Below are 25027 nucleotides of genomic sequence, written 5' to 3'. Positions count from 1 at the left end.
CTATCTATTTTACTTTTTTTACGATGAAAAGAGATAGCATGCTACAAACTAAGAAGCCTATTGCGATAGGCGTTACCGTTTCATTATACAATTGCCCAATAGTGGAACCAATAAGAGCTGAAATAAGAATCTGGACAGAGCTTATAACAGAGTTTGCTGTTCCGGCAATATGCCCCATAGGCTCGAGGGCCAAAGCACTGAAGTTCCCAAATAGTAGACCGAAGTTGAATAAACAAAGAAGCAGAAAACCATAGAATAAATAAAACGATGGATTTCCATTTGTGAAGTAAACAATAATATTAAATATAATTGCGACAATAGTAAGAACTGTAAGAGCTGTTTCACAAAGCTTTCTCATCCCCATTTCTTCAACAAGTTTTGAATTTAAAAATGAAGATAGTCCAATGGCCAATGCTAAAACACCAAAAGCGATTGGAAATTTATCACCTAGTCCATATTTTAATTGTAATATTTGTTGAGATGAATTTAAGTAGCCAATAAAAGCACCAAATATTAAACCAGCTGCTAGAGTGTAACCAACAGTAGCAGGGTGCTTAACGGTTTCTAGAGTTGCTTCTTTAATCTTAGAAAAAGAAAGAGGCCTGCGATACTCTTCAATTAATGTTTCTTCTTGTCTCGTACTGAACCAAGCGAAATTAATGATTGCCAAAAAGATCATAAAGAGAAATATATCTCGCCATCCTCCAAAGCTTAGAATTAGTTGACCTAAAGTTGGCGCAAGCGCTGGAACGAGGACAAATATGATCATAATTAAAGACATCGTCTTTGCCATGACATTTCCAGAGAATCGATCTCTTACCATCGCTGTTGATATAATCTTAGCTGATGCTGCCCCTAAACCTTGTATAAGTCTTCCTAACAACATTAGATTAAATGTTGTTGCACTATAAGATATTATACAACCAAAGAAGAAAGTTCCTATACCAATATACATTGAAGGCTTTCTACCGATGGCATCAGAAATTGGCCCAAATAATAATTGCCCAATTCCCATCCCGATAAATATAAATGATATGACCATTTGGTTATCATTGGGATTAACGACACCTAAGCTATCTCCAATTAAGTTTAGGGCCGGTAACATCGAATCAATAGCTAGGGCCGCAAATGACATCAGTGCGGCCATTAATGCAATAAATTCTTTCTGACTTATTTTCTTTTGAGTTGCTTCAATATCTTGAGAAGGAAAATCCATTAACTGAGGTGTCCCATTTTGCCTGATTGGTAATCTTCAAAAGCTTGAATAATTTCTTCTTTTGTACTCATAACAAAAGGGCCGTGTGAAAAGACAGGCTCATCAATTGGAACGGCATTCATTATTAAAAGCTCTGCCCCCACTTTACTCGATACCTCAACCTCTTGGCCATCCCTATGAAAAATTGCTAATTGATGTTCGTTAACTTCATTACCATTTAAAGAAATACTTCCCTTCCTAACGAGAACAAGTAAGTTTGTTTTATCTTCTAAAGAAAGCGAGAAGTTAGAAGCTTCTTTCATATCTGTTTGAATAAGATTTATTGGAGAATACGTTTTACAAGGACCCACTTCTCCTAAATAATTTCCTGAAACTAATTTTAGTTCAACTCCTTGAGCAGGATGAATCCTTGGAAAAGTTTCTCCCTTTACGCCTTGATATCTTGGCGACGTCATTTTGAACTCGCTTGGAAGATTTACCCAAAGCTGTACCATTTCAAAAACGCCACCCTCTTCACTAAACTTCTGAGAATGAAATTCTTCATGTACAACACCACTTGCAGCAGTCATCCACTGGACATCACCTTTTCCAATGACTCCTCCGCCACCACTTGAGTCTCTGTGCTCAACTTCTCCACCAAAAGCAAACGTAACGGTCTCAAATCCTCGATGGGGATGTTCTCCGACTCCACGTTTTGCTTTTGTTGGAGCAAATTTCTTAGGAGCAGCAAAGTCCATCATAAGAAATGGTGTCGTATATTTATAAAGATTATGTCCAGGATGAAACATTGTGTGGACATGAAAGCCGTTACCAACCCAGTGTTTAGGAGGTGGATCAATAATATATGCTAATTCTTTTTTACTCATAAAATCACCTATATAATTTCCGAAGGGCCAAGAGCGACAATTCGATATGGATTAATATCCTCATGGCTATAAAAATAATGTCTTTTAATATGTTCAAAATTCGTTGTTTCACTTATCGCCTTCATCTCATAAAGTTCCTTGAGATAACGAGATAAATTTTTGTAATCTTTTATTCGTTTAAGATTACATTTGAAGTGGGTCACATAAACGCAATCAAAACGAAGAAGAGTTGGAACCAAACGAAGGTCTGCTTCGGTTAACCTTTCTCCTAAGAGAAAACGATTTCCTTCTAACTTCTCTTCAACTTTATCTAAAGCATCAAACAAACTAGTAACAGCGGATTCATAAGCTTCTTGCTTCTTTGCAAAGCCACTACGATAAACTCCGTTATTTATATTTGGATAAATAAAATCATTTAGCTCATCGATTTCACTAGCTAGCTCTTTAGGATAGTAATCATCAGTATTACCTGTTAGCTCATTAAATTCTTTGTTAAAAATACGAATAATCTCAGATGATTCATTATTTACGATTCTCTGTGTCTTCTTATCCCATAAGACTGGAACAGTAACACTAGTACTCACTTCTGGATCAGCTTTAGTATAAATCTCTTGCAGGTAATTTAGGCCATATAGGTCATCTCCAGTGGCCCCTGAAATATTAGTTTCAAAAGTCCACCCCATATCTAACATATCTGGAGAGACAACACTTACACTGATATGCTCTTCAAGCCCTTTGAGCTTTCGATAAATTAAAGTTCGATGGGCCCAAGGACAAGCGTAACTTACATAGAGATGATAGCGGCCAGACTCAGGCTTAAAAGTGTCGTGATCTTTTGAAATCGTATCTCTAAATGATCGAGGAATACGATCGTAAGCACCATCATCATCACTTGTTATGATTGAGGTTTTTATCCATTTTCCATCTACTAAACGTCCCATTTCGACTCCTTTTATTTACTAAAAGAATAGTGGGAATTCCGTCCTATTAAAAGTACATATATTTTAAGGTTTTGTACTAAAATTAGATCATTTAGTATTGAGCTGACCACATGCGGCCAAGACATCATCACCCTTGGTTGTACGAACAAGAGTTGGAATAGAGTAAGTATCGAGGATTTCTTTGAAATTAAGAATATTATCTTCTTTTGGACGCTTGTATTGTGTTCCAGGAAATTCATTGAACGGAATCAGGTTAATGAGGGCCCTTCTATTTTGAAGTAAGTTTCCTAGCGCTCTTGCATCCCTTTCTCCATCATTTAAGTCCTTTATTAATAAATATTCATAAGTAACAAATTGCTTATATCTTAATGGGATATTATCAATGTACTCGAGAACTTCTTCTAATGGATAGCGCTGATTTATTGGGATAAGTTCATTTCGAATCTCATCAAATGCAGAATGTAGAGATAAGGCCAGATTAACTCCAGGTATTTCATCCTTCCACCTTTTTAAACCTGGTATATATCCACTTGTTGATATGGTAATTTTTTGATGGCCAATTGAAGTTCCATATTGTGAAGTAAAAATATCACATGCTTTTTTCACCTCATCAAAATTATGTAGAGGCTCACCTTGTCCCATGAAGACAATATTTAAGATGCGCTCTTCTCCAGGGCGATTCTCCTTAAGCCAATGCCATGCCGCTAGAAACTGACCTATAATTTCATAGGCCTTAAGGTTTCTTTTTAGGCCCTGCTTACCAGTAAAGCAAAAAGAGCATTTCATCGCACAGCCAACCTGAGAAGACAGACAAATCGAATACTTCTTATGAAATGGAATAAGAACACTTTCAACTTTATTACCATCTTCTAATTCAAAGAGAAATTTAACGGTACGATCGTTGGCCTCTTGAACCATTGCGACTTTAGGCAAAGAAAAACTTAAGTTTTCATTGATAAAACTTAAAGTTGATTTCGCAATATCTTGGATTTCTTTGCTATATGCGTTTTTCTTCTTATAATACCAATTGTAAAGAAGGTTTGCGCCAGACGAATTTAAGCCTTTAGAACTCAATAACTCTTGTAGCTCAAGGAATGTGAATTGAAAGAATGATTTTTTCACAGGGCAACAATATAGAATTTCCCTTTGTCCGTCTAGCTCAAGGGAAGAAAATGGAGAAAAAATGAAATATATAATCATTTTATTACTGTCTTTAAGTTGTTTTGCATCTGAAATAGGTCTAAAGGCCGGTGAGAAGGTCCCAAATTTAGCTCTAAAATCTATCACAGGAAAAGAATATCAATTAGATAATTTAGATAAAAAGACCGCTCTTATTTTCTATCGTGGTTCATGGTGCCCGTACTGCATAAAGCAATTAAAGAGTGTGCAATCAGAAGTTATGAGTAAAATCGACAAGAACTCTCAAATCTTAGTTATAAGTGTCGATCGAGCTGCAGTTGCAAAGAAAATGAAAGATAAAAATAAATTCACTTTCGATGTTATTAGTGATCCTAAAGCACAAAGTTTATTGGCCTTTAATATTGTGAATAAAATTGATGATGAACTCGTAAAGAAATACAAACAATCATATCAAATTGATGTTGAAGCAGACTCTGGAGAAACACATCATATGGTGGCCCATCCTGCAGTATTTGTTATAGATGGAGATAAGATTACTTATAGTGATATCCATATTAATTACAAAGATCGTACAAAGAATGAAGAGATCATAAAAGCACTTAGTTCTAATTAATAAAGTAGCTTGCGATATTGCCATCAATAATAATGAATTGATCTTTTTCAAAGATAACCACTCCCCTGTAGTCACCATTAACAGGCAAGAGAATAGATCCAGTAAAAGAAGAGAAATTATTATCTGAAATAATGATTTCTCTATTATCAGGAGCAAGTCCATAGGCAATGGAATCATAGATTTTCAAACTCGTCACATGAGGCTGAAATTCACTTTCATTAGTAAAGACTTCCTTTTCACTACTAAGCATATAGTCTATTGAAGAAAATCTTGTCGCAATGATCTTATTGAACTTCTTATTAGGAACACTTAAGGTAACAAATTCATTTGTTTCGCGATCAAAGCTTAAACTTTGAATATATGCATATTTAGAGCGTACTGTTGAAAATCGTCCTCGCCTGGTTTCTAAAATTCCATCAGTACCATCTTTAAAAGACGCATATTGATTCTTTAACTTAGCCTCTTTATCCAATTTTAAAATGACATAACTCTTATTAATTCCCGTAACCATTAATCGATTACGATCAATAAAGGAAACTGCTGTAAGAGTCTTTATTTCGATACTAAAGAGATTATCCAGGTGGACGTAAGCTTTTATATCACTTAATTTATCATCGAGGATATAAACGTAGAACTGATCTGTAACAAGAGCAAATAGTTTCGATTTTGGATGATAATCAATGTCTGTAATATTACCAATGATCGTTTCAGGAAGTTTTACTTCCTTAACTTTGATTAACTCATCACCGCTTTCAAACATGGCAATATCTCTTTTGGCCTGAGTCTTAATAACTGGCTTTTCCACATGATACTTACCACGTAAACTCATAGGACTAAGAATATTTGACCACGACTGTGTCGACCATTTCCAATCTTTTGGAGTCCATGAGAAACGTATTGGATCACTTTGTCCAATAAATGGCGGTGGCCCAACTTGTGTAATCGCTTGTATGGAGTTAATTCCAAGAACGATGAAAAAGATAACAAAAGCACTTCCCTGCAGCTTAGTTAGGTATCGAACTTCGCCGTCTTCATTATCAACAAGGTTACCTCCAAAGAAGCCAAGAATGATGGCCAAGCATATAAAAATCATCCAATAAATAAAAATCCCCCAACTGTATGTATGGAATCCTAGAATCTCAAGTGCAAATCCCTGTCCAATATCTCTTAAAAAATGACCACCAGTGTGGCGTAAGGCCATAAAGATTCCAATTGCACAGTAGAAAATAAGTAAGGCCAAGTACTTTGGTCTTAGGCCGTAGCGCAAAATAAAGAGTGTCGTCAAACTGATGAACATCATAACAGCTCTTTCTTGCCAACAAAGAATACAAGGGTTATCGCCAAATCCGAAACCTAGAACAATACTTGCGATACCAATAGGTAGAACAACCAGAGCAATCGTTGCAAGAGAGACAATATTGTAAAAGCGCTCAGTTTTGCCTGACATTAGTAATTTCCTGGAGGAAGGATCATATGCTTAGTCGCTACAAACCAAACAAAGAACATAATAAAAGTAGCTCCAATTAAAAGATTTTCTGCCCTTTTTTGAAATTGAGGCCTACGCCAAATATAATAGGCCGACATAATCAGTAAAATAATCTCTAAGAATTCCATAAATACCTCCTCAATGAAATACTTTGTTAGAAAATCGGAAGAAATATTTTCTTAGATAAGTTAATTTCACTTAAATTCGAATTGCCCTTAAAATTAAAGCTACCCCAAAGGAGAATTTATGAAATCGATAATCTTAAGCGCACTTATTTTTGTATCACTAAATACATTGGCAGGTCTTACACCTAAAAGAAAAGAGCTATACCATTGCGTAAATTATGACATGAGCTCGAAAGTTACTGATGCAATAATATATGAGTCGCGATTTGGTCGAAATACTCCGTTTCACGAAGTTGAAGTATTCGTCGATGATCTAAATCAAAATAATGAGTATTCTTTTATAAAGAAGGTAAATTATATTCCTAAATACAACAAGAAAGTAGAATCGTTTACGACAGGAAACTTTCGTTTTCGCCTAGATCATGTTGCCCCAGGGATTAATGGTAATATTTGGACATTTGCTAGAGTTCCAGAACATGGAGTTCACTCTTTTGATTGGTCTTGTAAAGATATTAAAGAAAATAAATAAAAAAAAGGGGCCAATGCCCCTCTTTTCTCACATCAAGTTTAATTGAAAAAGAAAGTTAAGCCTTCTTAACTTTCATTGCACATGGGCCTCTTCTTCCTTCTCCAATCATATATGTCACTTTGTCATCATTAGCTAGTTTGTTACCTGATTCGACAGCAGAAATATGAACAAATAAGTCCCCGTCTCCTGTATCTGGCTTAATAAATCCAAAACCTTTTGCTTCATTAAAAAATTTAACCTTTCCCGTTTTTAATTCATTTTGTAATGCTTCCATAATCATCCTTGTTTTTCCCTTTCTCAGTGAGAAGTAATTTATATTTGATAAAGAAAGTTATCTCTCTAATGAAACAATATGAGAATTTAAGATAGGTTAATTTTTCACACAAATATAATCATGACATCCACATGCAACGGCCACTCCACCTTTTTCCTGACATCGCTCAGCGAATGCCTCATCTTCAGTAAAAATTTCTGTACAAGATGTTCCTTCCTTCATAGGGCGACAAGATCTTTTCATTCCCTGGCGATCAACACCAACAACTGTATCTGTTTCATATTCAACGCAAACAAAATTGTGGCATCCACATTGAACGGCCTTAAATCCTCTTGAACGACAGTCTAGTCCATGCAAATCACCTACTTGAATTTCCATCGAACAATAAAGAGGCTGTACCATACGCAAACAACTTGACTCATTACCATTAACATCAATACCTGTGACAATACTGTCTAGCCCTTCGTTTTTTACAGCAAGGGCATCATTTGGAATAAAGAAATTTAAAAGAAATACAACTAAAAATAATAAATATGATATTTTCATAAGGCCTCCTAAAAGCATTATTATTAGAAAGCTCTTCGACATGAGTTTAAAATCTCGAAACTAAATTATGTTAAAGATTCAAATTAAGTAGCGATCTTTTTTCGTAATATAAACGGTAGTACAAAGATTGGAAGAACTGTAAATACCACAACGATGATTGCTCCAGCAGGAAGATCAAGAACATAACTCAAGGTCATACCAATAAAGCTAAGTATCGTTCCTATGACCCAACCTAAAAGAAGTTGTCCTTTTAGAGAGCTTACAAGATTGCTGCTTAAAAGAGCAGGTACCACAAGAAATGAGAAGACAAGTAAAATACCAGCAATCCCAACTGAGGATGTTATCACAACACCAAATAGAGAGAAGAACACAAAGTCCCAGAAGCTAGATGAGTCTGACTTTTCCATACTAGCTGCTATTATTTGTTTTCTAAAAATATAATGAATTAAAGCGACAATTGAATAGATCACCCCTGTCTTTAGAACATCCATCCATGTTACCCAAAGGATTTTTCCAACAAGGATTTCTTTTATATGTTCAGCTCCATGGGCCATCATATTAACAACTAAAAGAACAGCAGATGAAGCAAAAGCATATACAAGGGCAATTAGAACTTCTTGCGAAATATACTTTTCATACTTCTTTGCCCATGCAAAATATCCTGCTGCTACAAACGTGAAGCCAAGGGATATAAAGTAATTAAGTGAACTATGGTGATCTAAATGAAAAAGTAATGCGACAGTTGATCCAAGACTCGCAACTTGAGCTAATGAAAGATCAACAAAAATCACCCCGCGCTTAAGCACATGTAACCCTAAATAGCAGTGAATCCCCACCAGGATTAAACACATAACAAAAGGAGCTGCTAAGAACGAGATGATTTCCATATTTATTCCTTTAAAGCTTTAGCTAATTCATCATATAGAGAGAAAATATCTTTTGCCTTTTCATTTCCATTTACGGCCACTGGAACGATATTAATTTTAACATCTTTAATGCTCGTTTTAATTCGATTTGCCACACTAGAATCGAAGTAATTTTCAACGACAATAGTTCTAATCCCTTCTTCTTTCATCTCTTTTATCACTTTAATGATATGAGAAGCTGTTGGAGGAATTCCAGGTTTAGGCTCAAGAACATTCTTAATATGAATACCAAACTCATCTAAATAGTAAGTTAAAGTTCTGTGATAAGTGATAATATGAGTCCCACTCTTAATTACACTTTTTAGCTCTTTGATCTTGCTCTTCATTTGATTCTCAAAGCGCTTGAAATTTTCTTCATAGCGAGATGTATTTTTTGAATCAATAAGAGAAAGCTTATCCTTAATCGCCTTTGCAACCTCAAGGGCCTTAGTTGGAGAAAGCATAAAGTGAGGATTTCCTTCAGGGTGAACATCACCTTGAGCTCGACTAATCTCTCCCTTATGCTCTTGCTTTAATGAGACAATATCTGCTGCTTCAAGACGTCCTCTTTGGCCATCTCTAATACTAGGGTTTCGACTTCCTCTAATAATTAAAGGAAGCCATCCACTTTCAAGACCTGCACCAATATTAACGAGAAGATCAGCTTTTGCTAATTTAAAAGTATAGCTAGGCTTAGCTTCTAAGAAATGTGGGTCTTGAGTCCCTTTAGCAAGAGAGAGTACCGAAACACTCTCTCCACCTATTTTTTCTACAACATCTGCTAAATTAGTCGTTGTCGTCACTACTCGTACTTGAGCGAGACTTGCTATTGAGAATAAACTCAACACCAAACAAATCAATAATCTCTTCATCTTCTATCCCTTAGTATACGTGGGCCGGATGGGCACCAATACTAAAGCTTAGCTGGAGAGAGACTCTTTTTTCAGGGCGATCTTCACCATCATGAATATCATCGTATTGTACTCTTAGAGACGAGAATTCAGTAGGAACAAAAGCAATTAGACCAGTATAAACATTTGTATCTGTTAGGCTCTCATCAGCAAATAGACCTAGGAATTCATACTGAGCTTGTGCATACCAACGTTGTGCTAACTGATAACGGAAGAATGTTGAAACACCACCGTTCTTTAACTCATTTTCACCTTGAATATCTTTGTGAATGAATTCTGTCGACCAAACAAATGAAGAGTACTTCCCCTTCTTAACTGGTTTCCACTTAAAAGTAAGATCTGAACCAAGTACAGTCGTACGGTTTCTTAATTCAGTTGGTAAGCTTCTGTGATTATAGTATAGACCAGAAAGCCCCCACTCTAATGTTAGAGACTCAGATAGGTCCCAAAGGTTTTTCAAGTTTGCAACAGTTGCAATTGAGTGTGGATCCTCATGAAATAATTCTTCATTTGATGGTTGAATGAACTGAACTGTAAGGTCACTAAACCATGGAAGTGGAAGCATTGTTGAAACACCAACTCCTACTTCATTTAGACCTTCTTCACCAAACATATACTCTTGAACGACACCACGATAAATGAACGGCTGTGCGTGAGTATGAACCATATTATACTTACCAAATTGAGTATAGAACTTACCAATTTTAACCGTCACATCAGGAATTGAAATCGTTTCAGCAAAGATCTCTTCTGGTTCAAAAGCATAACCATGGCCTTCATGTCCAGCTTCTTCCTCTTCTTCATGTTCAGGGTGAATTGCAAAAGTTGCTTCTGCTCTAAAGTATGCATCAACATCTGCACTAAATTGAATTTCTGCTTCTTGTAACTGGAAGCCGTCATGATCATTATCACGAGCAGAGTTCTTATAAAGAGTTAGTGCATTTAGGCCAATTGATGGATTAAAGCCGTTTCCTCTCGATGTGTCTGATAATGATGTTGATTGAGCTGATGCACTAAGAGCACCAAGTGTTAAAAGTGATGTAATAATATAATTCTTCAAAGTAACCTCTTTGTTATTTCATAAATAATAAATAAAAATTTAAATTAAATGGGATTATGAAATAAGACTAGGAGGACCGCGAAGAGTGATAGAAGTTAAATCTAAATAGAAAAGTGGTTCATCAGATGTGACAAATGGCCCAGCAACTTCAACATCAGTCGCTCTTACAATTAAAGTTGATTCAAGATCAGGAGAATCAAGACAGCTGATTCTTTTTCCATGAAGACACACGCTACAACTATCATGGATATTTGATATTTCATGAGAGTCATCGTGGGTATGAATCGTTGCAGCTAAGAAGCTTGCAAAGAATGCAATCAATAATGTAAGTCTGGCGTAACGTAACATCAGACAAATCTTATCAGGAAGCTTTTAAAAATGTCTCGTTTTTTTTCAACAATAGCAAATATTTAGATGCGCAACATCTGACCTATAAAGAGGTTATTTGAAGATAATGAGTTACGTCTTCTAATTTCCCTCGCCGTCGTATTATATAGTCTTGCAATGCGAGAGAGGCTATCTCCTCTTTTAACGCGATAACGAAAAGTACGGACACCTTTTGTTACATCAAGTTTTTGCCCTATATAAATTCGGTTAGAGTATAAACCATTTAAGCGTCTAAGATAGGACACAGATAATCCATGACGTCTTGCAATCTTTCCTAAGAAGTCATTCTTCTTAACAAAGTATACTTTCTTCCCAACTACACCCTTGTACTCATCTAAGCGTAGAGTTAGTTTTTGTCCCGGATAAATGCGACTTCCTTTAATTCCATTTATTCTTTTTAATCTTTTTAAGGAGATCTTATACTTTCTAGCAATACGAATTAGAGAGTCCCCTCTTCTAACTTTGTAGCGAGTTGGAAATGAGTTTAATTTTCCCCACTGACGATTTGAAGAAAGCTTCTTTTGAATTTCTTCTACGTTTGTATAGTCATTTCGAGGAAGCCAAACAGCATAACTTCTAATCCAATTAGGTGTTCGTTTATATTTTAAAGCAGGATTAATTCTTTCTAACTCTTTACGATCAACTTCAAAGTGCTTGGCAACTTCAGCTAGCCTTACACCGCCAGGTACTTCAATAAGCTTTAAGTCAGGATATTTTTCGACTTCAGCAATTGCATTTGTATCAAAGCCAAACTCTTCCAAGTTTTCTCCAACATAGGCAGCGGCCAAAAACTTTGGAACATAATTTCTCGTCTCTCTTGGAAGAAGTTTACGATCAACGAGCTCCCAAAAATTTCTTGTCCTTCCTTTCATAATGGCACGAAGAACTCTAATTTCACCGCAATTATAAGCTGCAATTGCAAGCTCCCAAGAATTGAAGACATTATATAAATCTTTTAAATACTTTGTGGCCGCTTCAGTACTATGAATTGGATCATGTCTTTCATCAACTACGCGATTGACTGCTAAACCATAGCGACGGCCAGTTCCTTTAATAAATTGCCAAGGCCCAACCGCCCCAGCATGTGACAATGCTCTTTGATTAAATCCACTTTCAATTAGAGGAAGATAATATAGCTGATAAGGTAGCTCCTCTTCTTCAAGAACTGTTTGAATTACTTCTTTATAATACATCCCTCTTTCAATGAAGCGCTGAAACCTTTCGCGGTCTTTGGAGGCAAAATAAGTGATCCATTTTTTTACATGCTTATTCTGATATAACTCCATCTCATGGCGAATATCATCGTCGTATTCATAAGAAATAGTATTACTACCATTATTGATATCATTACTTTCAACGCGCTTTGGAGACTGTCCACAGCTAATGATGATTGATAGTGTTGATAAAATTATTAAAGTATTAATTGATTTTGACATTTTAGTTTTCATAGAGAAATTCTACGATGAAATAAATGACAAAAGGAATGCAGTATTGGCCTAATTAGACAAAACCAAAACCCTCAAGTTTACTTCAGTAGCTCATCTGAGACGTCTGAGACTTCAATCTGAAGATCAACATCTTCATAGCGCTCAGGAACATTAGAAAGCTTCGCCTGAATTAACTCTTCAAGTTTTCTAATTGAGATAAGTCCTTCATCAGACTTCTTCCAAATCGCATATAAAGACATTCTAATTGGCTCACCTACGCGAAATGTCTTAATACCTTCATAATCCTCTAGTGGATTCTTTGGTAAGAACATAACACAACGGCCACGGGCACATAGCTTATGAACAAAGTCCAAATGATCGCTATAGACCTTTTCCTTTGGAACAATTCCATTCTTTCTAAGATGCTGATAAATAACTTTATTAAGAGTCTTATCCCAATTACTTTCGGCAAATGGAATATTAACTAGTAGGTCCTTGTGATCACGGAACTTTCCATAAAGATCTTTTGAACAGCAGAATACAAGCTCGAATGAGCCAATTTCAGCAACTTCTAAGCTTTTTCTTTTCGGCTTTCTTAGAGAAATTCCCCAGTCAATATAACCTTGTAACAGGTTATCAACGAGAATATCATGTCCAACTTGGCGAAGTGTATTAACGGTACCGTATTGAGTGTAGAGGTCCCAATATTGAGAAGCGAACTCTGTCGCTAAGTCGTGAGAAATTGTTTCTTCTATTCCGATAGAAACTGGGTAACCACCAACAACATCTTCCGAGAAATGTTCAAGAAGTTTACTTCCCTCTTCAAAGATCCCCTTAGTGCGCTCAAATAATTGCATCCCTTCTTGAGTAAGAGTTAGGCCTTTTGAGCTACGATTAAAGAGCTTCATATTGAATTTATTTTCGAGGCGTTTAAGTTGTTCACTTAGTGTTGGAGACGAGGTTCCAATAATTTGTGCGCCTTTTTTTAAAGACTGGACCTTTGCGACTTCATAGAAGCAATATAGGTGGTTCCAATTAATGTCCTTGAGTTTCTCCAAGCTTATACCCCTAATCATTAAATTCGTCTCCTAGCTTAACAAGTTGAACATAAATTAGCAAAAACCTAAGACTAGGTCCTAACTAACTAAAAATAATCAATTCTTTTGATTTTTTAAGCTTCTAAGAATTAGAAGAAATTGGGAAAACTTGGTTTAGAACGAATAAGACAATTTTTGTCGTGCGTTCAATAAAGTTTTGAATTAATTTTTTAAACATAACAACTACCTTTCTTGTTTACTAATATTAAACTTGTGGAAATCGATACCTTCTCTTTGAAACTCTGCATAAAGCATTGTTCTCATATCGTTTCTAAGCTCCCATGCTTCTGATGGGTTTTCCGCCCAAGCGGCCAACCAGCATTCAACAGCATCTTTTTCTAAATTCATCACCCACATTGTTGGGTCCTCAACATCGCAATAATACGATGATTTCTTTGCTGCCATTGTTCCTATCTCTTTCACCCTTTCAAGGTCCGTTCCAGGAGCAATGAAAAATGAAATATGGGTCCAAACAAAGCTGTCATTAATCGTGTAATTCAAAATTTCTTTTTGTAGAAGTTTTGAATTTGGAATAACAACACGAATCCAATTCCATTTTTTTACAACTGAATAAGTTAGTCCGATCTCTTCTATAATCCCGTAGTTATCATCTATCGTTACTGTATCTCCAATCTTAATAGACTTGAAGAAAGATATAATAACTCCAGCAAAGAGGTTCTCTAAAAATGGTCTTAGAGAAAAACCGGCAATAACTGAAACAATTGCTGCAATCAATGAGACATAGACTGTTGGAATCTTTCCAAGATAAGGAATTGAAACAAAAATCGACCAAAGAATAAAAATTAGTATTGGAAGTGCTCTTGTCATAAACGAGAAGCGGCCTTCAATACCTTCAGCTCCCTGTGACTTTAATTCCTTCTCCTGATCATCAACCGGAGAATCTGTCTCAACGGCATCAATGATATCTCTTCTCTTGATGCCTCTTAATTTCTTTCTCTCTACTCTTTTAATATTTAAAAGAACAAAGAAATACCCTCCTAAAAATAGGAGGGTAACTGTAATAGGATATAAATAACTAACTACTAAATTCTTGAGATCCATCATTTCCAAATTCTGCCGCTTCTTGAGTTCTGGCGTCTTTCACCTTGTTAGATGAAATTATATCATTGAACTTCGTCTGTGACAGAACTAGGTAAGTTATTAGACCCATAACAATTCCTGGTGCAACTTCATAAATGATTCCACCAAGGCCTTGTACCATCCAAATAACTGTCGTAGCACCACCAATTACCATCATGGCAATTCCTGTAAACTCTGAAACCTGCTTCTTCATTGCATAAATAAAGAGTAGAGGTCCAAAACAAGCTGCTAGAATCGACCAAGAAAGAAGAACTAATTCAAATACGTTCTTACTTCCATATAGCGCAACAACTAATGCAATAATTGTTGTTAATGCTGTCGCTAATTTTGTTAAATAAACATTATCTGATTTCTTTGGCATTAAATCTCTCGTAAATGCCGCTGAACAACTTAGTACCTGAGAGTCTGCTGTCGACATTGTTGCTGCAAAAATACCAGCTAGAACAACACCAATTAAAATCTCAGGAAGAAGCATTTGACTCATCATTGGAAGAGCAAGTTCAGCATCAAAGTTAGCTGAATTTGGCAGAAGTAATCTAGCTGTAAGCCCTGCTCCAATAGTCATAACAGTAAATGCGATGAACCATGCATAGTAATACATTCTTGTTTTATTCATGTGTTTCGTATCATCAATAGTCATGAAACGAATCATAATATGTGGCTGGCCAATTACACCAAATCCTGCAAATACCCATCCAAGGATAAAGAGGAAGACACCAGAGGCGCCGCCAACTTCAAGGCCAGTAGGCATGAAACTTAAATAACCAGGTGAAACTGCATTTAGCTTATCAACGTATTGTCCATAACCACCAACTTCGTTAACACCTACTACAAAGAGCATCCCCATGGCGACAATCATAACGAAAGACTGAGCAGCATCGGTCCAAATTGAGGCCCTAATACCACCTGATAGACAGTAAGCGAAAACAATAATGGCACCAATAATTGCACCAGTACTATAGTCCCATCCAAAAAGAACATGTAGTGCTTTTGAACCGGCTTTAAATTGGGCTGCAGCATAAACACCTAAGAAAATAAACGTGATTAGACCCGCAATGAATCTAAGCTTTCTAAAGCTTGTTCCTCGTTGCCATCTCGATAATACCCCACCGAAACTTAATAAATCTTCGGCTTCTGTTACTTCTCTTAGCTTCTTATGAACAAACATACTCATGATGTAGTCACCAACAATCCAACCAATCATAATCCATGAAGACTGAATCCCGCTGGTGTAAGTATAACCAATTAAACCAATGAACATGTAACCACTGTTGTTTGTGGCAACCGCTGAAAGAGCGGCCATCCAAGGAGGAGTGTTATGTCCTGCTAGGAGATAATCTGAGTTGTTTTTCTTACTTTTAAAACTTGAAGAAACTCCAATCAATGTGAACAGGAGTAAAAAAAAGAGGAAACTGTAAACAATCATTTAGCAATCCTTTCTTTTTGAGCCCTTTTCTTTTTCGACTTGTACTTAGTCTATAAAACCCACAATCACAGTTATTGCGGGCAAGAAAAGAACTCTTGTTTATTAATAAAAATTATCAATTTAAAAATATTTACTTTTTTAAAGGACTGAGAGGCAATTATCCTCATCTTCAATTAGGCTTCTACGAACGAAACCTAAAGGCCTGAGCGCCTTCCCGTGTCCTTCGTCATTACCAGTTTTTCTTTTTGGTGCGCGGTGTGCAGGTTTTTGATCCTGTTCAAGTGCACCATAACTAACTAATTGTACTAACTTTTCTGTTTTTTTATTATTCATATACCTACCTTAACACTGTCTGGATTTATTAAGAATTGCTTACTCCACTAATTAGGTTATACCTAATAGATTGGTTATAGCGATTTCTTAATTTCGAATGAGCGATTAGCTGCTTGCTCTAAACCTGCCTGAATTCCACTACTTAACTCATCTCGACGAAATCTGTCGATTGCCTCAATCGTCACACCTTTTTTCGATGTCACCTGGCCAATCATATCTTCCAGATCCATATCAGACTTTTGAAGTGCACTCTTAGCACTTCCTCTAAATAGTTGAGCAACTAGAGCTCTTTGATCTTCTTTTTTGACGCCCCACTCTCCTAGGGTTTTCTCCATTGCGGCCATGAAATAATAAATATAAGCAGGGCCAGATGCAGAGACGACTGTTACCTGATCAAAAGCATCTTCATTTTCAAGTTCAAATAACATTGAGTTCTTCTTTAGAATTGTACTAAGAAAGTCTTTTTCACTATCTTCAACAGCTGGAGAATAGTGAAGAAGACAAATTCCTTCTCCGTGTTCCATAGGTAAACTCGGCATTAAGCGTATAACTTTAGGTGCGCTTAGAAGTTCACTTACTTTCAATTGACCGATTCCGGCCATAATCGAAATAATCACCTTCTCACTTAAATCAACACCTTCTAGCATTTTGGCCAACTCAGAAAACTGCTGTGGTTTACAACCAACCATAATGTAGTCAGCTTTTGCTACATCTTCTAAGTTTTCTAATACGCTTCCCCCAACTTCCTTAGCAAGATCTATTGCTCTTGTTTTGCTTGGAGTAAATGTTAGAAACTCAATTCCTTCTTTATTACTATCATTCATTGCGCGTACTACCGCGCCGGCCATGTTTCCACAGCCAATTACTGCAATCTTCTTCATTGAAATCTCCTAGCTTCTAATCTGACCATCACCTACGACTACATAACGAGATGTTGTCATCTGCTCAACACCCATTGGCCCGTAAGCGTGTAGTTTAGTCGTTGAAATACCAAGTTCAGCACCTAGTCCAAGCTGTCCACCGTCATTAAATCTAGTAGAAGCATTTACCATCACACAACTTGCATCAACACTACGTAAGAACGTTTCACAATTTTCTTGGTTATTTGAAACAATACACTCAGAGTGGTTACTACCAAACTCATCAATATGTGAAATCGCTTCATCTAAACTATCAACTGTTTTGATTGAAAGAATATTATCTAAATATTCTGTCGACCAATCTTCATCTTTAGCTGCAACAAAATCTCCCTTTGTTGCTTGAGAAAACTTTTCGTCAACTCTAAGCTCAGTTCCTTTTGCAAGTAAACGCTTAGCAATTTGATCATTAACTTTTGGTAAAATATCTTTATGGATTAGTAATGTTTCAATCGCATTACAAACTCCAGTTCTTTGTGTCTTTGCATTCTCAACAAGATTTACGGCCTTTTCAATATCAGCATCGCTATCAATGTACATATGACATAGCCCTTGATAGTGAGCAATAACAGGCATCTTAGCATTTTCAAAAATATGATTAATCAGTCCATGACCACCACGTGGTACAACTACATCAATTTCTTCTTTAAGAGAAAGAAGACCGTTTAATTGTTCACGACTATCTGATGCTAAGACTGAGACTACATTCTTATCAACATACTTTGAAATTGAATCCTGAATAATTTGACCAAGAATCTCATTTGAATGTTTCGCTTCTTTACCACCTTTTAAAATAATGGCATTTGAAGACTTAAGAGCAAGAGCAGCACAATCGACAACGACGTTTGGTCTACTTTCAAAAATCATAAGAATTACACCAATTGGTACTCTTTGTTTCTTTACTCTAAGTCCTAAGTCATTTGTAAATTCATCATAGAAGCTACCGACAATTTCAGGTTGATCCTTGATTGTCTTTACACCTTTGATAATGTCATCAATTCTCTCATCAGATAACTTAAGACGATCAACCATTGCTTTATTTAAATCGTTCTTAAAAGCTTCATCAAGATCGAGCTGATTCTTTTCAAGAATAAGTTTACGATTTGAGTCTAGTCCTTTAATTAGGTCATCAAAGATTAAATCTTTTGTTTCTTTATTAAGCTTTAATAGTTGCTTTGAAGCTTTTCTAACTGTTTTAGCTAATTCTTTCATTTTTATTTTCCTTTATTATATCGTGTTCTAAAATTAAATTAATCGTATGAATGACTTCAATAGATGTTCTAAATCCAATTAAGTCTTCAATCTCATCACTATGGCGTCCTTTAATCTGTTCAACTTCAGTATTTCCATATTCACAAACACCTGAAGCGAATACTTCTCCATCACAGATAATATCCACGCAGTCTCCCTTATAGAATTCTCCGTATACATCAATAATACCTTTAGGAAGAAGTGACTTACTCTTCTTAAGGGCCTTATAAGCACCGCGATCAACTTCGATGTAGCAATTTGGCTTCTTCATCGATAATAGCCATGCCTTTCTCTCTTCTGGATCATAAGCATTCTTAGGAGCAAAATATGTCCCAAGATCCTTAGTCAGTGGATCAAGAATAATGCGATCAGCATCAAGAGAGCTGATAATTGCCTTAATCCCAAGTGGTGTAATCTTTGTTACAGCATGGACTTTTGACTCCATCCCACCTTTACCGACAGCTGTTTTACCTTGAAAGTTAACCGAATCGAGAACGTCACTTCCAAATGGAACTTCTGCAATTCTCTTAGCATCAGGATAACCTGGGTCTTTGTCATAAAGACCATTAGTTGATGTAATCATTAATAATGCATCAGCGTTAATCATTTGCGCGGTCTGAGCAGCGAGATGATCATTGTCACCCAGAGCAATCTCAGTAAAAGAGATTGAATCATTCTCATTCAAGATTGGTGTAATATTGTTTTTAAGAAGAACATTAATATTCTGCTTAGCATGTAGATTTCTCTTACGATTTCTAAAGTCATCGTGAGTCAATAAAATCTGTGAACAAAGCTTTTCGTTCTCTTCAAATAATCTTGAGTAAGTATTAATTAATTTTGGCTGGCCAATGGCACTTGCTGAATGTTGAAGATCAATCTGCCCCTTTCGTGGTAGATGTTTCTTCAAAAATGACTTTCCAACACTAACGGCACCTGAACTTACCAGAACAACCTCAATACCTGAGTCAATTAATTCAGAAATATCCTCAACTAATTTTCTCAATCTTCTCGTATCTAAGTTACCGTTTTTCTTTGTTATTACGTTACTTCCGACCTTCACAACGATGCGCTTGACACCCTGCAGCTCTTTACGGAGTCTCATTAATTCCCCTTATCTTGGTTTAATAAGAAGATGCCACAAATTAAGGATAACCTAAAGTCAGTATATTACGTATTAGGTTTTACCAAACATGACATAGGGGCATTTGAATAAAAATATATGTGACGTATGATGTAGAAAACATGGAGGTATTAATGTTTATAAAAAGAGGAAGTATACAGCGACAGAGCAACGATACAACACCTATTCTGATTAATCCACAAGGTAAGCGCTATGAAGTGAGTTTTTTAGCTGCTTTCATTTGGGATCACCTCGATGGAAGAAGTCCGCTTCAAGAAGTTGTGACAGAAGTACAAAAAGCGGCCCGTATTGAAAAGCCAGGGCTATACAAAGTCGCTGAAAATATTGTTTCAGACCTTAAAAAGGTCGATTTAATAACAGAGACAACTAGTGAAATGAGTCAGCGTTAGTTCGCTAAAACTTACTCGTGATTTATATCGATTAAGGCCACACATTGTTGTGGCCTTTTTTATTTGCCAAGTATTTCCCTCAACATTTACACATCAGGTTAAATTAATTTTTATGAAATATAAAAATAGGTTTTCGCTGTCTTTCAATTTAAGACTATAATGATGTCACATAATTTATTTTTGAATTGGAGTAATTTTGACTACAAAAACAGTAACACTAAGAAAGGTTGAACGTATTAGACCTGATAACTTTGAACAAGAAGATCACTTTTATCCGAAAGCACTAAACTCACAACTACATCCACTAGTGAGTAACTTTTTAAATTTAGATCATGAAAGGATTATTAAAAGGTATAGTCACCTAAATCCTCAAATATGTACTGATACATTAAGAGATATACTTTCATACGAAACTCAGCATTTCTTTTGGGGAGGTTCAGACCTCTTCTATGTTACGACAGAAGCAGGTAACCGCCGTATGGTAATCCTTGAAACAAACTCATGTCCTTCAGGACAAAAGTCAATGCCACCTCGTACTGATGCTGATGAACACCGTGGCTATAAGTTTTTAATTGAAAATTCATTTATCCCAGCATTAAAGAAAAGAAAGAAGCGACTTCCAAAAGGCTCTCTTGCAGTTATTTACGATAAGAACTATATGGAAACTTCTGGTTATGCATCGACAATCGCTGACTTAACAGGAGAAGATGTTTATCTAATCCCCCACTTTCATGGTGAAGAGCAATTCATTACTTTTGAAGATGGTGTAATGCAACTTAAACTTGAAACTGGTGAGATCATTCCAATTAGAGCAGCATTTCGCTATGTTACCCAGAAGCCATGGAATAGAATTCCTGCAACGACTAAAACATTTATTTATAACTCAACTCGAGTATGCTTAGCTGGTGGACGTAATAAACTCTTAGCAAATAAAGCGTATGAACTTTATAACTCAGAGCTTGCCGAATCAGGTCTTCGAATCAATATGCCTGAGACAATCAAAGATGTTAACAAGCTTGCCGTTCCACTATGGGTACAGAAGTTTGGAGGTAAGGCCGTTATTAAAATTCCTTATTCAAATGCCGGACAAGGAGTTTTTACTGTAACAAATCAAGATGAATTAGATGCATTTATGCAAATGGATTATCCATATGATCAATTCATTGTACAAAGCTTAATTGGCCACTATGAATGGAGTTCGACGAGTGAGCATGGTAAGTTCTTTCACATTGGAACTGTTCCTAATAAAAAAGGAAATATCTATATTGCTGACTTAAGGCTTATGGTCTACAACTCACCTTCAAAAGGTTTCATGCCTTGTGCAGTTTATGCGCGTCGAGCGAGAAAGCCGCTAGAAGCAGAGTACCCAAAAAATAGTTGGGATGTTTTAGGGACAAACCTTTCTGTTAAAACAGGTGAAAACCAATGGGATTCTGATACATCTAGACTCATGCTTATGGATAGAAAAGATTTTAACTCACTTGGTATTGGTACAGATGATCTAATTGAAGCTTATATTCAAACAGTTCTAACAATCGTTGCCATTGATAAAATGGCCCAGTATCTATCAAACAAGAAAGGTGGATTTAAGAAGAAGTTATTTAAAACACTTGATAATGATGAATCATTATTTAATGAAATTATGTTCTAGGAAAAGAAATGAACGATATAAGAATTATTAAAGCAACTGAAGAAATTGATATTAATAGCTATGAGCTGGGAGAAGTTCACAGACTTCAAATTCTTCTTTCAGACAACTCCATGGGGGTACCGTGGAGAATTCCAATCGTCATCATCAGAGGAGTTGAAGACGGGCCAGTATTTGGAATTACTGCGGCCGTACATGGTAATGAATTAAATGGTATATCCACAATTTTTAAATTAATTGAAGAATTAGATCCAAAAAAAGTTAAGGGAACATTAATCATGGTTCCTATAAGTAACGTTCCAGGCTACTTAAATAATCAACGCGCCTTTATTGACGGTGTTGACCTAAATCGAATCATGCCAGGAAAACTAGGTGGTAATACAAGTAATATCTATGCTCATTATTTTACGAGCAAGATTATTTCAAAGTTTGACTACTTATTAGACCTTCACACTGCAAGTCATGGCCGTGTAAACAGTCTCTATATTAGAGCTGATCTTGAAAATGAAGAAACAAGAACATTGGCCTTCCTGCAAAATCCACAAATTATTGTACAAAAATACGATGAAAGTGGAACACTTCGTGCTTGGGCAAATGACCAAGGTATTCCAGCTATTACAGTTGAAATTGGAAATCCAAATGCATTTCAACATACGTTAATTGATGAAACCCTTGAAGGTATCAGAAATACACTCCGTTATTATAATATGATCGAAGGTGAAGTTCACGATATGGTTACAGATGCAACGATTTGCGATCATTCATACTGGATATATTCAACGAAAGGTGGAATTGTTGATGTACTACCAAAATTAACTGATCGTATTAAGAAAGGACAAGTTATCGCTAAGGTATATGATGTCTTTGGACAAGTTAAAGAAGTTATCTGCGCTAATAAGAATGGAATTGTCATTGGTAAGAATGTAAGGCCTAACTGCGAAGCAGGAACAAGGATCTTACACTTGGGTGTTGATTTTGTGGCCCCAGACCCAGAAGATATTCCAGGTCATGATGATTACGAAATTACAGAAAAATAAAAAAAGGGCCATTTATGTGGCCCTTTTCTTATAAATTCATATTTAATGTCAAACCTACATTCGTTCGATCAGCTCGAATATCCTCTGCGATAAAACGAATATTTGGCGCTATTGAAATATCACGATTAAAGAAATAAGTTCCTGCGATAGTCTGTTGTAATACTCGTTTTTCCATTTCACTCTCTCTTCTCATTTGATAACGAGAATAAATGTCAGAGATAAGTCGAATTGAAATATTTCTTCTCAGGTACATTTCTGTCGATAAACTTAGCTGGTAAGTTCTCTCTGTTTGATATGGTAGTAATGACATATCAAAACCCATATACTTTGTTTTTGATTTATTAAAAAAGTATTGTGTAAAAGTTGCTGATGCAGCGATATAGGCAAATTTAGCTATTCGATAGGCCATGGCCTGAGAAAAAGCTGCAGCACCTTGATACCCATAATCTTTTTCAGTACCACGAGTTACATGTTGGTATTTAACAAATGATACATTTTGTAATTCACCAAGATTATAAGTTTTAAAGTATGAGAGTACAGGATTATCAATATCTAATTCTTGTGAATTATCATCAAATTCTTTTTGAATAGTTGAAGTTGAGGCCGTGTGATTGGAATGAAATGGAGTTGCCATATACATACCGGCCTGCAGAGAAATATTGTCAGATTTAGTTAATCGATACTTTGCTCCAAATACACCAGAGATATTTGAAAGAGACGGTGTCCCTTGCGCATTTTTAATATTTGGTCTTTCAGCACTTGTTAGATCATTTATCGCTCCGCCTTTATAAGCGAATGTTGAATAAAATGACCACCTTTTTAAAGAGCCCGATAAAGTCTTAAGCGTTGGGTTTTCAATAACCTCTTCTTTTGTATCAAAAGATGATGCCTTTTTTACTTCTTTTTTTGAATTCGCTACTGGTGCAGCAAAAGTCATACTTGATACTAATATCAATGTTAAAATTTTCATTTTATACTCCATTTATTTAAAAAAGCTTAAAAAGCTTTCTCCTGTATTTTGTGTATTATATGTTGTCTCATTCGTTAAATCGTTAGCGATCATTGCAGATCTCCAAGACATCAAGCTTGTTTGAGGATCAGCTATACCGTGGCCATGGCGACTAAAATTCATTGTATAAATCTTTCCAGAATTAATATTTGTTAAAAGACTATAGTCTTGATTAACAATCACTCTTCCTTGATGATCTTTTTGAATAACATCGGTTAATGAATCTAAGAATTTTGGTAGAACGCTTTTAAAGCCTGTTGCTAAAATAACAATATCTGCTTTAAATAACTCCTCACTTTCTGACATTAAATTATCAACTAATAATGAGTAATTACTTCCATTATTCTCTATACCTTTAAGCCAGCGCATTGGCGCAATTTTATATTCAGGTAACTTCTTTAAGTAAAACTTATCTAAATAAAGCTCATTATACATCTCTTGTAAATATTGGGGAGTATTGCCATCACTGGCAAGAAGTTGTGCTTGAGTATAGCTATCTTTTTGTTCCTGAGGTAAGGAATGAAATTTTAAAACAAATTCAGGTGTGAAAATTTCATTTGTAAATGGTGCCTCATCTAATGGCTGCAGATTTTGTCTCCCACTTAATAAAGTTACACTCTCAACTCTGCCCCACATACCATTTAAAGAATTTCTAAATGTCTCAACTCCAGTTTGTCCTCCACCAATAATAACAACTCTCTTACCTTCAAGATTTAAGTTTTTCATGTACTTTGACTTAGCATGAAATACCTTGTCAGAAAGATGAGACTGAGCACACTCTGGAATATTCTTAGTTGGCCCAGAGGCAACACAAATATTCTTTGAAAAATAAGAGCCATCTTCTTTTATTACTTCAAATTTTTCACCATCATGTTTAATGTCAATCACATTAGAATTAAAGTCGATATCTTGGGCAAGTTTTTTTGAAACCCATTTACAATAGTCTTGAAATTCATAACGGTTAATGGCCTTACGATCTGTATTTAGGAAATGATAGAATTGTCCATTTTCCGTTAAATAATTTAAAAAGCTAAACTCACTTCTTGGATCCACAGGAGTAACTAAATCCTTAAGAAAAGATGTTTGCATCATAGCATCACCAAACATTAATTCCGGATGCCAGCTAAACTCAGATTTATTGTCTAGAAACTTTTTACTAACATTATTAAGGGGATTTAATAATGCTGCTAAACTAAGATTAAAAGGACCTAAGCCTATACCTACAATATCATATGTCGTCATCATCACTTAC

Annotated in this window: 27 protein-coding genes; 5 read left to right on the top strand and 22 right to left on the bottom strand. The window is 35.8% G+C overall.

Translation table 11 applies throughout. The annotated features are described in order from the left end of the window. Positions 1 to 4: 4 nt before the first annotated feature. The 4 genes from VCM44_RS13650 to rlmN all read right to left on the bottom strand — a co-directional run bounded on the left by VCM44_RS13650 (position 5) and on the right by rlmN (position 4145). Complete coding sequence (locus VCM44_RS13650; protein ID WP_115360896.1) at positions 5 to 1216, bottom strand: multidrug effflux MFS transporter; 1212 nt, start codon at positions 1214 to 1216, stop codon at positions 5 to 7. Beyond that, positions 1216 to 2082, bottom strand: coding sequence for a pirin family protein (locus VCM44_RS13645; protein WP_115360898.1), 867 nt, complete (start codon positions 2080 to 2082; stop codon positions 1216 to 1218). Before VCM44_RS13645 ends, VCM44_RS13650 begins: the two co-directional genes overlap by 1 nt. 8 nt (positions 2083 to 2090) lie before the next feature. After that, a complete protein-coding gene (locus VCM44_RS13640) occupies positions 2091 to 3023 on the bottom strand; it encodes a glutathione S-transferase family protein (protein ID WP_115360900.1) in 933 nt (310 codons plus the stop codon). A gap of 87 nt (positions 3024 to 3110) precedes the next feature. Then, the gene (gene rlmN / locus VCM44_RS13635) at positions 3111 to 4145 is read right to left on the bottom strand and encodes a 23S rRNA (adenine(2503)-C(2))-methyltransferase RlmN (RefSeq protein ID WP_115362275.1); all 1035 of its coding nucleotides are present in this window, start codon (positions 4143 to 4145) and stop codon (positions 3111 to 3113) included. A gap of 61 nt (positions 4146 to 4206) precedes the next feature. Between rlmN and VCM44_RS13630 the strand changes: the two genes are divergently transcribed. After that, entirely contained in the window at positions 4207 to 4776 is a 570-nt protein-coding gene (locus VCM44_RS13630; protein WP_115360902.1) for a peroxiredoxin family protein, read from the top strand. Here VCM44_RS13630 and VCM44_RS13625 read toward each other — a convergent pair. After that, a complete protein-coding gene (locus VCM44_RS13625; RefSeq protein WP_334679128.1) occupies positions 4769 to 6223 on the bottom strand; it encodes a disulfide bond formation protein B in 1455 nt (484 codons plus the stop codon). The genes VCM44_RS13630 and VCM44_RS13625 overlap by 8 nt on opposite strands. Next, positions 6223 to 6390: a hypothetical protein gene (locus tag VCM44_RS13620; RefSeq protein ID WP_158536828.1), complete on the bottom strand. Its 168-nt coding sequence runs from the start codon at positions 6388 to 6390 to the stop codon at positions 6223 to 6225. Before VCM44_RS13620 ends, VCM44_RS13625 begins: the two co-directional genes overlap by 1 nt. 118 nt (positions 6391 to 6508) lie before the next feature. Between VCM44_RS13620 and VCM44_RS13615 the strand changes: the two genes are divergently transcribed. After that, on the top strand, positions 6509 to 6916 hold the full coding sequence (locus VCM44_RS13615; RefSeq protein ID WP_120404467.1) for a hypothetical protein: 408 nt from the start codon (positions 6509 to 6511) through the stop codon (positions 6914 to 6916). Positions 6917 to 6971: 55 nt separating this feature from the next. Here the strand turns inward: VCM44_RS13615 and VCM44_RS13610 are convergent, their stop codons facing one another. The 14 genes from VCM44_RS13610 to proB form a co-directional block, all read right to left on the bottom strand. Next, positions 6972 to 7190: a cold-shock protein gene (locus VCM44_RS13610; protein ID WP_120404466.1), complete on the bottom strand. Its 219-nt coding sequence runs from the start codon at positions 7188 to 7190 to the stop codon at positions 6972 to 6974. A gap of 96 nt (positions 7191 to 7286) precedes the next feature. Further along, positions 7287 to 7736 carry a hypothetical protein gene (locus tag VCM44_RS13605; protein WP_334679127.1) on the bottom strand — a complete coding sequence of 150 codons (450 nt, stop codon included), beginning with the start codon at positions 7734 to 7736 and terminating at the stop codon, positions 7287 to 7289. Between the two features lie 83 nt (positions 7737 to 7819). Next, positions 7820 to 8623: a metal ABC transporter permease gene (locus tag VCM44_RS13600; protein ID WP_115360910.1), complete on the bottom strand. Its 804-nt coding sequence runs from the start codon at positions 8621 to 8623 to the stop codon at positions 7820 to 7822. A 2-nt stretch (positions 8624 to 8625) separates the two neighbouring features. Then, positions 8626 to 9513 carry a metal ABC transporter substrate-binding protein gene (locus VCM44_RS13595; protein WP_334679126.1) on the bottom strand — a complete coding sequence of 296 codons (888 nt, stop codon included), beginning with the start codon at positions 9511 to 9513 and terminating at the stop codon, positions 8626 to 8628. A 10-nt stretch (positions 9514 to 9523) separates the two neighbouring features. After that, positions 9524 to 10612 carry a hypothetical protein gene (locus VCM44_RS13590; RefSeq protein WP_334679125.1) on the bottom strand — a complete coding sequence of 363 codons (1089 nt, stop codon included), beginning with the start codon at positions 10610 to 10612 and terminating at the stop codon, positions 9524 to 9526. 54 nt (positions 10613 to 10666) lie between these two features. Then, positions 10667 to 10960, bottom strand: coding sequence for a hypothetical protein (locus VCM44_RS13585; protein WP_334679124.1), 294 nt, complete (start codon positions 10958 to 10960; stop codon positions 10667 to 10669). 62 nt (positions 10961 to 11022) lie between these two features. Next, the gene (locus tag VCM44_RS13580; RefSeq protein WP_115360918.1) at positions 11023 to 12447 is read right to left on the bottom strand and encodes a lytic transglycosylase domain-containing protein; all 1425 of its coding nucleotides are present in this window, start codon (positions 12445 to 12447) and stop codon (positions 11023 to 11025) included. Positions 12448 to 12524: 77 nt separating this feature from the next. Then, positions 12525 to 13484: a LysR family transcriptional regulator gene (locus VCM44_RS13575; RefSeq protein ID WP_158536829.1), complete on the bottom strand. Its 960-nt coding sequence runs from the start codon at positions 13482 to 13484 to the stop codon at positions 12525 to 12527. 222 nt (positions 13485 to 13706) lie between these two features. Then, positions 13707 to 14588: a mechanosensitive ion channel family protein gene (locus VCM44_RS13570; RefSeq protein WP_334679123.1), complete on the bottom strand. Its 882-nt coding sequence runs from the start codon at positions 14586 to 14588 to the stop codon at positions 13707 to 13709. Continuing rightward, positions 14560 to 16050, bottom strand: coding sequence for a sodium/proline symporter (locus VCM44_RS13565; protein WP_334679122.1), 1491 nt, complete (start codon positions 16048 to 16050; stop codon positions 14560 to 14562). Before VCM44_RS13565 ends, VCM44_RS13570 begins: the two co-directional genes overlap by 29 nt. 138 nt (positions 16051 to 16188) lie before the next feature. Then, the gene (locus VCM44_RS13560) at positions 16189 to 16383 is read right to left on the bottom strand and encodes a hypothetical protein (protein ID WP_115360925.1); all 195 of its coding nucleotides are present in this window, start codon (positions 16381 to 16383) and stop codon (positions 16189 to 16191) included. A gap of 74 nt (positions 16384 to 16457) precedes the next feature. Then, entirely contained in the window at positions 16458 to 17264 is an 807-nt protein-coding gene (locus tag VCM44_RS13555) for a pyrroline-5-carboxylate reductase family protein (RefSeq protein WP_334679121.1), read from the bottom strand. 9 nt (positions 17265 to 17273) lie between these two features. After that, on the bottom strand, positions 17274 to 18512 hold the full coding sequence (locus VCM44_RS13550; RefSeq protein WP_115360929.1) for a glutamate-5-semialdehyde dehydrogenase: 1239 nt from the start codon (positions 18510 to 18512) through the stop codon (positions 17274 to 17276). After that, positions 18496 to 19653, bottom strand: a complete 1158-nt coding sequence (proB, locus tag VCM44_RS13545; RefSeq protein ID WP_115360931.1) for a glutamate 5-kinase — start codon at positions 19651 to 19653, stop codon at positions 18496 to 18498. The genes VCM44_RS13550 and proB overlap by 17 nt, the downstream gene beginning before the upstream one ends. Positions 19654 to 19805: 152 nt before the next feature. On the opposite strand from proB, the gene VCM44_RS13540 reads away from it, so the two are divergent. From VCM44_RS13540 to VCM44_RS13530, 3 genes are all read left to right on the top strand, one after another. Beyond that, the gene (locus VCM44_RS13540; protein ID WP_162929553.1) at positions 19806 to 20081 is read left to right on the top strand and encodes a PqqD family protein; all 276 of its coding nucleotides are present in this window, start codon (positions 19806 to 19808) and stop codon (positions 20079 to 20081) included. A gap of 196 nt (positions 20082 to 20277) precedes the next feature. Continuing rightward, on the top strand, positions 20278 to 21732 hold the full coding sequence (locus VCM44_RS13535) for a hypothetical protein (RefSeq protein WP_205570972.1): 1455 nt from the start codon (positions 20278 to 20280) through the stop codon (positions 21730 to 21732). Positions 21733 to 21740: 8 nt separating this feature from the next. Further along, a complete protein-coding gene (locus VCM44_RS13530; protein WP_334679120.1) occupies positions 21741 to 22766 on the top strand; it encodes a succinylglutamate desuccinylase/aspartoacylase family protein in 1026 nt (341 codons plus the stop codon). A gap of 28 nt (positions 22767 to 22794) precedes the next feature. Here VCM44_RS13530 and VCM44_RS13525 read toward each other — a convergent pair whose 3' ends face one another. Continuing rightward, entirely contained in the window at positions 22795 to 23736 is a 942-nt protein-coding gene (locus tag VCM44_RS13525) for a hypothetical protein (protein ID WP_133296911.1), read from the bottom strand. Positions 23737 to 23748: 12 nt separating this feature from the next. Next, positions 23749 to 25020, bottom strand: a complete 1272-nt coding sequence (locus tag VCM44_RS13520) for a lysine N(6)-hydroxylase/L-ornithine N(5)-oxygenase family protein (protein WP_334679119.1) — start codon at positions 25018 to 25020, stop codon at positions 23749 to 23751. Positions 25021 to 25027: the final 7 nt, after the last annotated feature.

Origin of the sequence: Halobacteriovorax sp. DPLXC-1, assembly GCF_036903125.1 — a bacterium.
In the GTDB taxonomy this organism is placed as follows: Bacteria; Bdellovibrionota; Bacteriovoracia; order Bacteriovoracales; family Bacteriovoracaceae; genus Halobacteriovorax_A; species Halobacteriovorax_A vibrionivorans.
The sequence above is the reverse complement of the archived record's forward strand: the minus strand, read 5'-3'. Positions and strand labels throughout refer to the sequence as shown.